14 protein-coding genes are annotated in these 14,090 nt (G+C 65.5%); 5 read left to right on the top strand and 9 right to left on the bottom strand.

Annotated features, from left to right (window positions below; genetic code table 11):
• Window positions 1–11 precede the first annotated feature (11 nt).
• The 5 genes from NI2_RS05085 to NI2_RS05065 all read right to left on the bottom strand — a co-directional run bounded on the left by NI2_RS05085 (window position 12) and on the right by NI2_RS05065 (window position 3,651).
• Complete coding sequence (locus NI2_RS05085; RefSeq protein ID WP_067486485.1) at window positions 12–353, bottom strand: NADH-quinone oxidoreductase subunit A; 342 nt, start codon at window positions 351–353, stop codon at window positions 12–14.
• Window positions 354–428: 75 nt separating this feature from the next.
• Window positions 429–905, bottom strand: a complete 477-nt coding sequence (locus NI2_RS05080; RefSeq protein WP_243749903.1) for a hypothetical protein — start codon at window positions 903–905, stop codon at window positions 429–431.
• A 158-nt stretch (window positions 906–1,063) separates the two neighbouring features.
• Window positions 1,064–1,438, bottom strand: a complete 375-nt coding sequence (locus NI2_RS05075; RefSeq protein WP_067486482.1) for a BlaI/MecI/CopY family transcriptional regulator — start codon at window positions 1,436–1,438, stop codon at window positions 1,064–1,066.
• A 70-nt stretch (window positions 1,439–1,508) separates the two neighbouring features.
• On the bottom strand, window positions 1,509–2,141 hold the full coding sequence (locus tag NI2_RS32780) for a GNAT family N-acetyltransferase (protein ID WP_133734027.1): 633 nt from the start codon (window positions 2,139–2,141) through the stop codon (window positions 1,509–1,511).
• Window positions 2,142–2,469: 328 nt separating this feature from the next.
• Window positions 2,470–3,651, bottom strand: a complete 1,182-nt coding sequence (locus tag NI2_RS05065) for an NAD(P)/FAD-dependent oxidoreductase (protein WP_067487058.1) — start codon at window positions 3,649–3,651, stop codon at window positions 2,470–2,472.
• A 133-nt stretch (window positions 3,652–3,784) separates the two neighbouring features.
• Here NI2_RS05065 and NI2_RS05060 point away from each other — a divergent pair, with 133 nt between their 5' ends.
• The 4 genes from NI2_RS05060 to NI2_RS05045 all read left to right on the top strand — a co-directional run bounded on the left by NI2_RS05060 (window position 3,785) and on the right by NI2_RS05045 (window position 8,899).
• The gene (locus NI2_RS05060; RefSeq protein ID WP_067486479.1) at window positions 3,785–4,006 is read left to right on the top strand and encodes a heavy-metal-associated domain-containing protein; all 222 of its coding nucleotides are present in this window, start codon (window positions 3,785–3,787) and stop codon (window positions 4,004–4,006) included.
• Window positions 4,007–4,135: 129 nt separating this feature from the next.
• Window positions 4,136–5,506 carry an MFS transporter gene (locus tag NI2_RS05055; RefSeq protein WP_067486476.1) on the top strand — a complete coding sequence of 457 codons (1,371 nt, stop codon included), beginning with the start codon at window positions 4,136–4,138 and terminating at the stop codon, window positions 5,504–5,506.
• A 48-nt stretch (window positions 5,507–5,554) separates the two neighbouring features.
• Window positions 5,555–6,511, top strand: a complete 957-nt coding sequence (locus NI2_RS05050; protein ID WP_067486473.1) for a DUF8832 domain-containing protein — start codon at window positions 5,555–5,557, stop codon at window positions 6,509–6,511.
• 132 nt (window positions 6,512–6,643) lie between these two features.
• Entirely contained in the window at window positions 6,644–8,899 is a 2,256-nt protein-coding gene (locus NI2_RS05045; protein ID WP_067486470.1) for a heavy metal translocating P-type ATPase, read from the top strand.
• A gap of 368 nt (window positions 8,900–9,267) precedes the next feature.
• Here NI2_RS05045 and NI2_RS05040 read toward each other — a convergent pair whose 3' ends face one another.
• Together NI2_RS05040 and NI2_RS05035 are read right to left on the bottom strand one after the other, a co-directional pair.
• On the bottom strand, window positions 9,268–9,867 hold the full coding sequence (locus NI2_RS05040) for a DUF305 domain-containing protein (RefSeq protein WP_243749902.1): 600 nt from the start codon (window positions 9,865–9,867) through the stop codon (window positions 9,268–9,270).
• A 137-nt stretch (window positions 9,868–10,004) separates the two neighbouring features.
• Window positions 10,005–10,580 carry a TetR/AcrR family transcriptional regulator gene (locus tag NI2_RS05035; RefSeq protein WP_067486467.1) on the bottom strand — a complete coding sequence of 192 codons (576 nt, stop codon included), beginning with the start codon at window positions 10,578–10,580 and terminating at the stop codon, window positions 10,005–10,007.
• 293 nt (window positions 10,581–10,873) lie between these two features.
• Here NI2_RS05035 and NI2_RS05030 point away from each other — a divergent pair, with 293 nt between their 5' ends.
• Window positions 10,874–11,368 carry a hypothetical protein gene (locus NI2_RS05030; protein ID WP_067486464.1) on the top strand — a complete coding sequence of 165 codons (495 nt, stop codon included), beginning with the start codon at window positions 10,874–10,876 and terminating at the stop codon, window positions 11,366–11,368.
• Here the strand turns inward: NI2_RS05030 and NI2_RS32770 are convergent.
• Together NI2_RS32770 and lpqS are read right to left on the bottom strand one after the other, a co-directional pair.
• Window positions 11,363–12,280, bottom strand: a complete 918-nt coding sequence (locus NI2_RS32770; RefSeq protein WP_243749933.1) for an AraC family transcriptional regulator ligand-binding domain-containing protein — start codon at window positions 12,278–12,280, stop codon at window positions 11,363–11,365. The two genes, NI2_RS05030 and NI2_RS32770, sit on opposite strands and share 6 nt — an antisense overlap.
• Window positions 12,281–12,886: 606 nt before the next feature.
• Window positions 12,887–13,375 carry a putative copper homeostasis (lipo)protein LpqS gene (gene lpqS / locus NI2_RS05020; protein ID WP_133734026.1) on the bottom strand — a complete coding sequence of 163 codons (489 nt, stop codon included), beginning with the start codon at window positions 13,373–13,375 and terminating at the stop codon, window positions 12,887–12,889.
• Window positions 13,376–14,090 lie beyond the last annotated feature (715 nt).

Raw genomic sequence — 14,090 nt, 5'->3', positions numbered from 1 at the left:
CAACCAGGAGTTCAGACCCATCGCAGCGCTCCCTCGCGCCAGGCATAGAGGACCGCGATCATCAGCACCGCCAGAAATCCGAACATCTCGGCGACCGCCATGGCCCCGAGATCGGCGACGACGACAGACCACGGATACATGAACGCCATTTCCATGTCGAAGGCCAGGAAGATCATCGTGATCGTGTACCAGCGCACGTGATAACGCGACACAGCGTGCTCGGTGGCCTCCGCGCCCGACAAGAACGGCGCGACATCCCTCGCAGCCGGTCCCGATTGCCCCACGCGGGCCGCCGCGTATGCCAACGCCGTCGAGGCCGCCACCACGGCAAGGACTATGAGCAGATTGAGCATCGACGGTCACCTCCTGCTCCCCCGCGAGTGACAGTACTATTTCGGTCCGTAAACCGACGGGACTGACACGGACGATTACCGACCCAGAGGATCCGCTTCAACAGCGCGCATGTCCGCCGGAGCGGGTGCCAGGCACGCGCGCTCGCCCATGAGTCTGCGACGCAGCGCCCATACCAGCAGCGACAGCGACGCCACCGCGATAACCGGCTGCAGAGGCGCCCAGATGCTGAGCGCGCCACTGACTCCCAGCAGTGCCACAATCAGCTTGTTGCACACCGGACAACCGACAGCGAACGCCGATGCGAGCGTAGCGAACAGCCCCGCCGAGCGCGTGGTCGACGGCATCCGACTTCGTACGTAGGTCGCCGCGACGAGACCGCTGAGTACTGCGGTGAGAAGCCAGATCGGGTAGTTCCACCACAGCACCGGAGTCATCCGCGTATAGAACGGCGTCTGAATCACCCCGGTGGGAACGCCCACCACCGCAGCGACCACCGTCCCCACGGCCAGCGCCACCAACCACCGCTGAATCGGCCACTGCGAGATCGTCACGACTGCATCTCCTCCGCCACCCGGCAAACTACTAAGACAAATAGTAGATCACGACCACGCTGGCGCCACACGGTTGCCCGATTTCGGATCGAAGTCGTGGCATATACGGCCCAATCACCAGGCCCGGCGCGGACGGCGGCAAATCAGGACCGTACGGCTCAGTCCTTCTTCCGTCGGGAAGTCAATCCCCGCAACACAGTTCGCAGCGCGTTCGATTCGTCTTCGGTGATCTGATCAATGAAATGCGCCAGCACCAAATCGGACCGGCCACCGTCACCGAGTGCATCGCGCATCAGCTTCGCGCTGTACTGCTCACGCGTCAGCGTGGCCCAGTAGGTGTAGGCCTTGCCGAGCCGTTCCCGCTCGAGCCAACCTTTGCGGTGCAGGTTGTCCATAGTCGTCATGACGGTCGTGTACGCGATCTCGCGGTCACGCAGTAGGTCGTCGTAGACCTGCCGGACGGTGATGGTGTCGTCGGCCGACCAGACGCGATCCATCACAACCGCTTCCAGTTCTCCAAATCGATGACCCATCGTCGCCCTCTCCCGTTCTCCGCCCGACCGTGCCGCAGCGGCGTCCGGCGCGCCAACACATACTATATCTCTACGTATTCGATGACGTCATCGGGGACCGCTCGGTCGTATGCCCCCACAGCGCCGTCCAAGCTGGCGCGGAAACGGCCCAGAGATCGTGATCACGGCGCCTGCCACCGACGCTGAGATAGCTGACCATCGTCCCCTCGCGCACCAAACCGATCCGGCGGGCCAACCGAGCCGACTGGGCATTGTCCACATCGATAGGCGCCGTGACCCGCGCCAGACCCAACTGGTCGAAGGCGTAGCCGATGAGCAGGCGAGCTGCCGCACCGGCGACGCCGCGCCCGGCCAGTCGTGAGTCGACCCAGATACTGAGCTCGCCGCGCTCGTCGTGCATCCACAGGTCACACTGCCCGGCGAATCGACCATCGACCTCGATCACCGTGCGTAGGACTCGGCCGGCCTTCGCCTCCGACCTCGACCACAACCACTCGTGAATCCATATCCGCTCACGGTGGCGCCCTTCCCAGCCGCGATCGTCTGTCACCCAGAACGGCTCGATCGCGTGCCGATCGGCGATTCGGATCTCGCGCCAGGTAGCGGCGTCGGACAGTCTCGGAGGGCGCAGGCTGACCGGTTCTCCGCGGGAGGTTCGACCCGCGAGGGTGACACGAGGCGTGGTACGCAGCGAGATGATCATTGGCCGCAGAACACGCGAAGCGTAATAGCGCGCAACCCCCACCACCATCGCGGATGGCCGACTACGCCTCGCAATGATGCGCCGAGTAGTCCGGGTCGCACCGACGCTCTTTCGAGCGGACACCCCCTCGGGTGTCGCAGACGCGGACCGCCGAATCACACGAACCTTCCGATCATATCTACTAAGTAATTTAGTATTTAGCCGGTTCGTTGCAGCTTTGTCAACGCTTCGAGGATGGGGCTGCGATACGAAGCGTCGCCCCATCCTCGAAGCCAGCAGATCACGGTGCCACGCCGCGACAGCTACCGACCACGATGCGTTTGGTCCGTCAAGCCGCAATCTCGTCATTCGAGGCGCGCGCGGCGATGGCGCGCTTCAGCCGGATGAGATCCTTCGGCGCGTTCACCGCCACCGCACCAACAAGGACGCCGCGCGACGAGAAGGCGACCACGAGGCGATCCTCGGCCGATTCGTCGACAACGATCCGCTCCTCGTCAGCGAGCGCGAGCACACCAGCGACCTGAATGCGGGCACCGTGAATATGCGTCGCGAAAGACGGTACCGGCGCATACGTTTCGGCTGCGTCGAGACCAGTAAGCAGATTGCGGGCAGCCAGGGCGCCCTGTTCATTGGCGTTGGCCCAGTGTTCGACGCGGATCAGTTCGCCGTTGTACAGCGGGTGTGACCAGCGGGCGACGTCACCCGCGGCGACGATCGACGATTCCCCTTCGGCGAACAACGAACTGGTGCACACGACACCGTTGTCGAGCTTCAGCCCACTCCCGCGCAGCCAGGCGGTATTCGGTACGACGCCGGTGCCCGCGATGACGACATCGGTCGGAATTCGACGGCCATCACTCAACAACACCGCGGTGGCCCGGCTTTCCCCATCGAAGCCGAGGGCCCGGACCCCGGACACAAGGTCGACGCCGTGCCGCTGATGGTGCCGGGCGAGCCACCGCGCGCCGTGCGTTCCCAACGTCGTGACCATGGGGTGAGATCCGGCGTCGACCAGGGTGACCGAGATTCCTCTCCGTCGAGCGGTGGACGCCACTTCGCTTCCGATGAAGCCACCACCGATCACCGTGACATGAGCAGGTGCGGCCGCCAGCTCGGCGCGCAGGGCGAGAGCGTCGTCGACGGTTCGAAGGCTGTGCACGCCCGCGGGCTGCGCATCGAAGCGGCGCGGGCTCGCGCCGGTCGCCACCACCAGTCCATCGAACGCGATTTCCGATCCGTCATCGAGGACGACCAGGCGCTCGTCGGTGCGCAGCGAAGTGGCTCGGCGGTTGCGCAGCCAACCACCCTCTAGCTGTTCCGCGCCGGGGAGTGCGATGTCGTCGTCGCCGTCCAGGACACTTTTCGACAGGGGCGGCCGGTTATAGGGTGCGTGGTTTTCCGCGCCGATCAAGGTGATCTCGCCGGCGAAGTCCGCAGCGCGTAGTGCCTGCACGGCGCGCAGTCCCGCCAGCGAAGCTCCGACAACGACGATCCGATTCAACTTTGTCATTCCGCCACCATACATACCCCTTGGGGGTACTGGTAGTCATCAATACGTATACCCCCTAGGGGTAGACAACGAACCTTGACTGTCGTATCGTCTGTTCTCGGAACGCCCCTGAAGCACAAGGAGACAAACGGTCATGAGCACCAACAACAGCACCAGCACCTACGTCGTTTCGGGCATGTCCTGTGGCAGCTGCGTCGGCAAGGTCAAGAACGAGATCGGCAAGCTCGACGGCATCAACGGTGTCGACATCGAACTCGCCACCGGCCGGATGACCGTCATCGGCGCAGGCGCGATCGACGACGCGCTGATCCAGGACACCGTCGAAAACCTCGGCTACGAGCTCGTCCAGAACTGACCCCCCGCCACCGTGTTATCGACTCCGATTCGATGACACGGTGGCCATCCTCGGGGAAGTCAGCGGGTCTGGACGGTAGCCCGTTCAGCAGGTGCCACGCACCGCCACAGAAGTAGAAGGACAACCCCGATGATCACGTCACTGTTCGCCAACCGCGACTACATGCGGTTGTTCACCGCGCAGATGACCGCCCTGTTCGGCACCGGCCTGACCACGGTCGCGCTCGGACTACTCGCCTACGAACTCGCCGGAGCCGATGCCGGAGCCGTGCTCGGCACCGCATTGACCATCAAGATGGCCGTCTACGTCACGATCGCCCCGATCGTGGCCGCCTACGCCGACCGATTCCCCCGCCGACTGTTCCTGGTCTCGCTCAACATGATTCGCGGCGGCGTCGTACTGGCGCTGCCGTTCATCGACCAGATCTGGCACATCTACGTCCTGATCGCAGTCCTACAGACAGCCTCAGCCGCCTTCACCCCCACCTACCAGGCAGTGATCCCCGATATCCTGCCCGACGAACGTGACTACACCCGCGCACTGTCGGCCGCCCAACTCGCTGCGACCATGGAAACACTGTTGAGCCCCATGCTGGCCGCGGCCGCGCTGACCCTGATCAGCTTCCACTGGCTGTTCGTCGGCACCGCGATCGGCTTCGTGGTCTCCGCCGCCCTGGTGATCTCGACCCGAATCCCCAACGCGGGCGCCACCACTCAGGGCAGCTTCCGCGAACGGATCGCGGTCGGCATGCGGATCTTCGCCGCCACTCCACGCCTACGCGGGCTGCTCGGTCTGAATCTGGTCGTCGCCGCGGCTGGTTCGGTGATCATGGTCAACACCGTCAACTACGTCCGTGACACCCTCGGTGGATCCCAGACCGGCGTGGCGATGCTGCTGGCCGCCAACGGTTTCGGAACAATGATCACCGCTTTGTCACTGCCGCGGGTCCTGGACCGAATCGGTGCGCGCCCGGTGATGCTGTCCGGCGCCGCGACGTTGATCGTCGGTCTCAGCTCGGCCATCGCGCTGTCGACCGCTACCGGCGGTCAGTGGCGCTGGGGTGCCGCGATCGGCGTGTGGGCCTTGATCGGTGCCGGCACCGCCGCGGTCCTCACCCCCACCGGGCAGATCCTGCGTCGCTCGTCGCAGCCCGCCGACCGTGCGGCCTTGTTCGCCGCCCAGTTCTCGCTGTCCCACCTTGCCTGGCTGCTCACCTACCCGATCGCCGGATGGCTCACCCGCGCAGCCGGTTTCACCACCACCTGGGTGGTGCTGGCGGCACTCGCAGTTGTCGGCACCACAGTCGCGCTGCGGTCCTGGCCGCGTCACGATCCCGAGCAGATCACCCACCTGCACGAGGTCGGCACCATCGATCCCGCCCGCCTGGTCGACGCGATCCGGGTCAGCGACCGCCTCTACCTGCACACCCATCCCTACGTCATCGACGCAGAACACCTGAGGTGGCCGCGTGACACCCGCCAACCCACCCTCATCGGCTGATCCGATCCCCTTGTCGGACAACCAAGTACAGAAAGTGCGGAACTCTCGATGAATGCCACCACCAAGTTCGCCGGATTCGCCGTCGGCCTCGCCGCGGTCTTCGGAATCGCCGTCGCCGTCGGCGCGACAATCGGACCGGACCCTGATCCGAGTGGACCTGCCGGACACGGCGGCCACGCCGCACCCAGTGCCCCTGGCCCCTCCACCGATATGCCCGGCGGCCTCATGGTCACCGATCAGGGCTACACGCTGGAGCTGGACAAGCCGAACACCACCACGGCGGCGCAGACGCCGATCTCCTTCCGCATCCTCGATGCCACCGGCGCCCCGGTGACGAAGTATCAGACCAGCCACGACAAGGACCTGCACCTGATCGTGGTGCGGCGCGACATGGCCGGTTTCCAGCACGTGCACCCGGTGCTGGATCCGGCCGGGACCTGGTCCGTGCCGCTGAATCTGAGCCGGGCCGGTGACTACCGGGTCTTCGCCGACTTCACCCCGGCGGGCGGGTCGAACCTGACCCTCGGCGCCGACCTCCGGGTCGCGGGCAACTACGACGTGCAGGCCCTACCCGCCCCGGCGGCGACGGCTCGGGTCGGCGAGTACGAGATCACGCTGACCGGCACGATCACTCCGGGCGCCGCGTCGCCGGTCACCCTGTCGGTCAGCCGCAACGGCGCACCGGTCACCGACTTGCAGCCCTACCTCGGCGCCTACGGGCACCTGGTCGCTCTGCGCGCGGCCGACCTCGCCTACCTGCACGTTCATCCGGAGGGTGCACCCGGCGACGGGGTCACCCCGGCCGGGCCCGGCGTCGACTTCGTGGTGAACGCACCGAGTACCGGCGACTATCGGCTGTTCCTGGACTTCCAACATCAGGGCGTAGTGCGCACCGCTGAATTCACCCTCAGCGTGACCACCTCGAACGAAGCTGCGGCAGCGCCGACAGCGCCGACAGCGCCGACAGCGCCCGCCAACCATGGCGCGCCCGGCCATGGACACTGACACGCTCGGCGCAACGGCGCATTCAATGCCAACCTCCCCGGTCGGTCCTGCTACTAGCCCCGGTCGGCCCCATCGGATCCACGCAACGCCAATCAATTCGGCACCACTGTCGACACAACGAAGGAGCACCCCATGACCACCGTGACACACCCACCGGGCACCGGCCAGGTAGAACTGGTGATCGGTGGCATGACGTGCGCTTCCTGCGCGAACCGGATCGAGAAGAAGCTCAACAAGCTCGACGGGGTCACCGCCACGGTCAACTACGCGACCGAGAAGGCGCGGGTCGACTTCACCGGTGACGTCTCCCCCGAGGAACTGATCTCCACCGTCGAGCAGGCCGGCTACACCGCGGCGCTGCCCGCGCCGAAGAAGCCGGAGACCACCGACGAGCCCGCCGCCGAAGCGGACCCCACCGCAACGCTGCGCACCCGCCTGCTGGTCTCGCTGGTGCTGACCGTCCCGGTGATCGCGATGGCGATGATCCCCGCACTGCAGTTCACCAACTGGCAGTGGCTCTCGCTCACGTTGGCCGCGCCGGTCGTGATCTGGGGCGCGCTGCCCTTCCACAAGGCAGCGTGGACCAACCTGAAGCACGGCACCGCCACCATGGACACGCTGGTGTCGATGGGCACCCTGGCAGCGTTCGGCTGGTCGCTGTACGCCCTTTTCTGGGGCACGGCGGGCACGCCGGGGATGAAGCACCCGTTCGAATTCACCATCGCGCGGATGGACGGCACGGGCAGCATCTACCTCGAAGCCGCGGCCGGTGTGACCACGTTCATCCTGGCGGGACGGTACTTCGAAGCACGGTCCAAGCGACGTGCGGGGGCGGCACTGAAGGCACTGCTCGAGCTCGGCGCGAAGGACGTCGCGGTCCTGCGCGACGGCGTCGAGACGCGAATTCCGGTGGAGCAGCTGGTCGTCGGTGACGAGTTCATCGTGCGGCCGGGCGAGAAGATCGCCACCGACGGTGTGATCACCGAGGGCACGTCGGCGGTCGACGCGTCCATGCTCACCGGCGAGTCCGTGCCGGTGGAGGTCGGTGTCGACGACGCTGTCACCGGGGCCACCGTGAACGTCGGCGGCCGACTCGTCGTGCGCGCCAACAGAATCGGAGCCGACACCCAACTCGCCCAGATGGCACAGCTCGTCGAGGACGCGCAGACCGGCAAGGCGCAGGCACAGCGGCTGGCCGACAAGATCTCCGGCATCTTCGTCCCGATCGTCATCGCACTGGCCGTCGCCACGCTCGGATTCTGGCTCGGCACAGGCGGTTCCATCGCCGCGGCCTTCACCGCGGGCGTGGCGGTGCTGATCATCGCCTGCCCGTGCGCCCTCGGCCTGGCCACGCCGACCGCATTGATGGTCGGCACCGGACGCGGCGCGCAGCTGGGCATCCTGATCAAGGGACCCGAAGTGCTGGAATCGACCCGCAAGGTCGACACCATCGTGCTGGACAAGACCGGCACCGTCACCACCGGCAAGATGACGCTGCTCGACGTGATCCCCGCCGACGGCGAACTGGGTAACAAGGTGCTGGAACTCGCTGGTGCGCTGGAGGATTCGTCGGAACACCCGATCGCGCAGGCGATCGCCAAGGGCGCACGCGACGAGTTCGGCACACTGCTGCCGGTGGAGGGCTTCGCCAATGTCGAGGGCCTCGGCGTGCAGGGCGTGGTCGACGGGCACGCGGTGATCGTGGGCCGGGCGCGACTGCTGGCCGACTGGTCACAGCCGCTCGACGAGAAGCTGGAAACCGTGCTGGCGGAAGCGGAGTCGGCGGGCAAGACCGCGGTCGCGATCGGCTGGGACGGTAAGGCGCGCGGTGTGCTGGTTGTCGCCGATGCGGTGAAGCCGACCTCGGCCCAAGCCATCTCGCAGTTCCGCGAGCTCGGCCTGACGCCGATCCTGCTCACCGGTGACAATGCCCGTGCCGCCCGCACCATCGGCGACGAAGTCGGCATCGACGAGGTCATCGCCGAGGTGCTGCCGCAGGACAAGGTCGACACGGTGAAGCGGCTGCAGGCCGAGGGCAAGGTCGTCGCCATGGTCGGTGACGGCGTCAACGACGCGGCCGCCCTGGCCCAGGCCGACCTGGGCCTGTCGATGGGCACCGGCACCGACGTCGCCATCGAGGCCAGCGACCTCACCCTCGTCCGCGGCGACCTGCGCGCCGCCGCCGACGCGATCCGCCTGTCGCGACGCACCCTGGCCACGATCAAGGGCAATCTGTTCTGGGCCTTCGCCTACAACGTGGCCGCGATCCCGCTGGCCATGGCGGGCCTGCTCAACCCGATGCTGGCCGGCGCCGCGATGGCGTTCAGCTCGGTCTTCGTGGTGAGCAACAGCCTGCGCCTTCGCCGGTTCAAGTCGACCGCGCAGTAGGCGGTAACCGAAATACAAGGGGTGGTGGCAGCAGAACCATTTGCTGCCACCACCCCTTCTTCGAAGGAGACGATTGCTATTTCCTCAACAGCCACCGCCCTACGGATCGCCCGCCATCCCGCCGTCCGAACCATCGCGCGCTGCGCCGTCGCATGCGTAGCCGAAGCGATCCGAAACGCGATCCTGAACCCGGACGTCGACACCCAGCACCGACCAGGCTCTCGAAACGCATAGCCCGAAGCCAACTCCCGCGGCAGCGGCCGCCAACATCGGCCAGCACAACCGACATAGCCGAGACACATTTCGCACGCGACGGCTCCTCAGGCAGTCAGCTGGTATCGCCGCTCCCTAGCCGAATTCGCCCGTTTTCACCGTTGCTCGAGCATCGCCTTCATCTGGTCGATTTCACGCTGCTGGGTGGACACGATGGTCTCGGCCATTTGTTTGGCTTGGGGATTGGCGCCCGAGGCGATTTCGGTCTGAGCCATCTGCACCGCACCGTTGTGGTGGTCGATCATCATCTCCAACCACATCCGATCGAACTCCGGCCCGGACATGCCGTCCAACGACGACATCTGCTCCGGCGACATCATCCCTGGCATGTCGTGCCCCATCGCCTCACCACCCGACGGCACCGACTTTCCGAACTCCGTGAGCATCGACTGCATCTGAGCCATCTCAGGTGCCTGAGCAGCCTTGATATCGGCCGCGAGATCGATCACCTGCTGATCCTGGGACCGGGACGGCACCAGGTCCGCCATCTGGATAGCCTGCTGATGATGTTGGTACATCATCTGCAAGAACGTGACGTCGGCGTCGTTGAAGGTGCCGGCGGGGGCCGTAGTACTGGTCGAACTCGGCGACAGTGCAGGCGCCGAAGTCGCGGCTGTGTCGCCCGAATCGTCATCGCCACAGCCGACAGCAACTAAAGCGACCAGAGCGACGCATGGAACGAACCGTCGAAGCATGATCGAACGTCGAGACATGGTGAACCGCCTCCTCGCATACGCCCCCACGGAACCGACCTACCCCGGATTGCCGAGGATATGCTCGACACGCGTGCTCGGCGTCCAGCGAGCCCGGCGCGTCGCGGGAAGACTGCAGCTCAAGCCGGATCCAACCCGGCCTTGATGATCCCGAGCAGTCGTTGCACCGCTTCCTCGGATGGCAGCGAAACAGCGGCGTCCAGCGCGTGCAGGCAGTAACCCGCCAGTTCAGCGGCAGGTACATCCGCTCGGACGGCGCCGATAGCGGCAGCTGCGCGGATCGAATCGGTCATCAGCTGACGCAACTTCTGTTCGGCATGAACAACATGCGATCCGTGGTGGACAAGCGCGCCGAGATCGGTGCCGTGGTGACGGCGAGATTCTCGCAGGATCCTCGCGTACGTACTCAGCAAGATGTCCAGACGCTGCGAAGCGTCGCCCTCCGCCGCGCCCGCCGCCTCCAGTTGCCCCAGGTGGTTGCCGACTTGCTGCTCGTGCCAGGCACCGAGGATCGTGCCCACGTCGGAGAAGTACTTGTACAGGGTTGCCCGCCCGATGCCCGCCTGTTCCGCGATCTGGGACATCGTCACCGACGACACCCCGTGCTCGATCGCCAACCGCGCAGCGGAGTCGAGGATCGAGTCGCGCACCGCACGGCGATGCTCATCGATCGTCTCGCTCCATAACTTCGGCACCCCCGGATTATACGTTCTGGCATCGCCCTAGACATTTCGTCGCTGTTGAATACATACTGTATTGCAAAACGCAGCCGACCTCGTAGGTCCACCGGAAGGGCAATCCTGATGACCGAACCAACGCCTCGTCCACGTCCCGCTTCACCCACACCTCGCTGGGTGAAAGTGACCGGAATCGTCATCGCCGCCCTCGTTGCATTACTCGTGATCGGCCTGCTGGTCGGCGGCGGCGAACACGGCCCAGGCCGGCACAGCAGCTCGGCAGAAGTAACTGAGTACGTACGGTGAGCCGGATGCGTCCACCGATTCGTCAGCTGGCCTTGACCATTCACGTCAGCGCATCGGTGGGCTGGCTCGGCGCAGTCGTCACCTTCTTGGTCCTAGCGATCGTCGGAGTCGCCAGCTCCGACGTCGGCATGGTGCGCGCCGTAGACCTAGTCGCCCGGCCTTTGGCGTGGTGGGTGCTGGTGCCACTCTCGGTGGCCTCGCTCTTGACGGGAATTGTTCAATCTCTCGGCACACCATGGGGATTGGTCCGCCACTACTGGGTGCTGTTCAAACTCCTGCTCAACGTCATCGCCACCGCGATCCTGCTGCTCTACACGCGCACCGTCGACCACTACACCAGCATCGCCGCACGCCCGGAATCCACCATCGACCAGATGCGCGCACCGACATTCGTCATCCACGCGGCCGCCGCCACGCTCATCCTCCTGTGCGCGATGGTCCTGGCGATCTACAAACCGCGCGGCCTCACGCCATTCGGGATTCGAGCGCGGAGATCATGAGCGCGACTCCGATCCAGCGGTCGACCACCGCTGCTGAGCCCTGCGCAAGCTCCGCTCGTCGCGGTATCCCAGCCGAGTTGCCACTACCCGTTGCGACAAGCCGAGGTCGAGCGACCGCGCCTGCTCGGCCCGCACCGAGTCGACCTCAGCGCGCCAGCTGGTACCTGCTTCGTCCAGTCGTCGCTGCAGTGTCCGAGGGCCGATTCCGAGGCGGGCAGACACCGCTGCCAGAGTCGGCGTTCCCTCCGCGATGGTCGCGACGAGCACGACGCGCAGCATCATGCGCCAATCACCGACGACCCGCGCACTACCCAGGAGCAGGTCGGCGTGGTCGCGCAGAATCCGGGGCAACCCGGATCTGGGATGCGGCACCGGCGCCAGTGCATCAGCCGCAAGAATGACGATCCTGTCGTCCAGTTGTTCGTAATCCACGCGCGAGGTGCCCAACCGTTCGGCGAGCAGTCGGTGCGCGGAGCCCCTAGGTGCTCGATGAGCGAAGCCGACCTGCACTGGGACGATCGGCCGCCGGGCAGCCTCGGCCATGCGCGCGACAACCATGGCCACGACGAATTCGCCAACTGCGGCGGCAACTTCGGGGTCGAGATCCAGCGACCGGTGACGTAGGACGATCAGGTCCCCGTCCGCGCGTACATCGAGTTGCTCACGGTCGATGTCGGCGACCGACCCGAGATAGGTGGTGGCGTCACGCAGTCCGTCGAGGACGGTCGCACCCGCGGTGAAGAACTGGTCCCATACGCCGAGTTCGCCGGGGCCGGCCCGACCGGCGAGCTCCACGCCTACTCGACCCGGGCTACTGGATTGAACCAGGCAGCCCCACAGCGCGTTCGATAATTCTGTGTTGACTCGGTTGCGGTCATCCAGTAAGGCCTCACCGGTCAACCCGGGAAGCATGGCTTGGCTGCCGCTACTCAGTCCAGCATCGCGCGCCGCAGTCAACAGCAGCCGAATGATGGCTGTTGACACGGAATTCCGCGGCGGACGTGGCGGATGCCCTGTCGTGATCTGTCCTGTTTCTGACACCTTTGCGCCCTCCGACGCGGTCAGCGCGTCTCTACGGTGAATACCTGTGCCCCGTAGGGGTGAAGGTTGACTCACGGAGGACGCGCTGAAATGGAGATCTGCTGTTCGACGGCAATCGACGACTACTCGGTCGACCTGGCTGTTGAGCCGGAGCGGACGAGCTCGATCCTCGAATTCACGGTGAATCGAGCAGGGCAACCCGTGGCGGCTCTCGACGGTCCGGTCCAGCTGTTCGTCCACCATGGCGAGACGCCGATAGACACCGAGCCGGTGCTGACGCGAATTCGCCCGAATACGCCGCCGCCCTTGCGGTTCCGTCTCGGTACGAGGTTTCCGGCGGGGTGCCGCGTCCAACTGACGTTCGCGGTCGACGGTCGCGTACGCACCGCGGATCTCACGGTGCCGACAAGACACCGGACGAGAAGCGGTGGGTGGCGCCGTCATTCATGCCTGGTCGCACCGGGAGCGTGATGTTCGTCAGCGCCGATCGATGCAGCAGTGAAGGAGAGTGTCACGGCCGTAGCCGGACAGAGCGCGCCCCGGTGGGCCACGTACCGAGGCGAATCCCGGGAAAGAATCGGATACGGCGGGCACTTCGACCACCTGAACGATTGCGCAGTGCGCGGTAGTGCGCGGGCACCAGTCGTTGCCCGCGCGCTGGACAGCGACCGCAGTCCAGTCGGCGGATTCGGCGGTGAAGTGCGGGTGCGCGGGGACCCGCAGCGGCGTCTCGGACTTCACGAAGGCATTGCCGCCGTGGTGCGAATGTTGCACCGGCAGTTCGAATTCCCCGAACGGCATCACGAGCAGCAGCACCAACAGTGCGGCCGGAAACCATCCTCGCCAAACCCGACCGACCAGTCTCACGGCATCAAAATAGCAACCGGTCTGTGCTTCCGAAAGCTGAGCTACTGCCAGTCCGCGATGGTTGCATGACCGAGCACTGCCGGCCGACTGGTCGGCCATTCGACAGCGCTCGGTGTCGATCGCTGCAGCACAACCCGAATCGGCAGCGGTGATGCCTGAAGATGCCGATGTCGACCAGGCCCGCTGCGGCGGACACTCCCAGAACAGAGATTGCTGTCGACACTACCGGCCCGGTCGGCAACCGGGGCGATGCGAGGCCACTGGCCGATCGCAACGAACACCGGTGCTCGGTATGTTTCGCAGCGTCGAAATAGTGCAGCCAGCAGGGATCCTCGACCGGGCAAGCATCGGCGAAGCCGCAGCCAAGTCCGCCGATGTCGATGCTCGCAGCCAGAACGCAAACAGAATCGAGGGCGCGACGGTAATGGGCGGAGCCCGAATGTCCGGTTCACGGTTTGGTAACCCTGCGGCTTACCGCGGAGCAACGCGGCCGGGACGCGCACTTGTCGAGTACGTGTCCCGGCGGTCACCGTCGCTGGGGATAGGGTCACATCGGGCAGCAAGGGCCCATCACTGCACACATCCAGTCGCAGAGCATTTTCAGTGGATTCATCTCATTCACCTTTCCTGGGGTCGATGGCCTTGGGTGCCGGTCGCCGACGATCTTTCGGGTGCCGGGTTGGCCCGGCCGCGAGAATGCTAAAGCCTCCAGTGTGATGGAAGGTCAAGTCAAGTGTGGCTCACCACGCTGCCGGGCCAGATCACGGTCGCGGTGTAGCCGAGTTCGGTAGTCACGGCGATAGTGGTCGAGCGT

The organism is Nocardia ignorata NBRC 108230 (genome assembly GCF_001612905.1).
In the GTDB taxonomy this organism is placed as follows: domain Bacteria; phylum Actinomycetota; class Actinomycetes; order Mycobacteriales; family Mycobacteriaceae; genus Nocardia; species Nocardia ignorata.
Note: the sequence above shows the minus strand (reverse complement) of the source record. Positions and strands in the feature narration are given on the sequence as shown.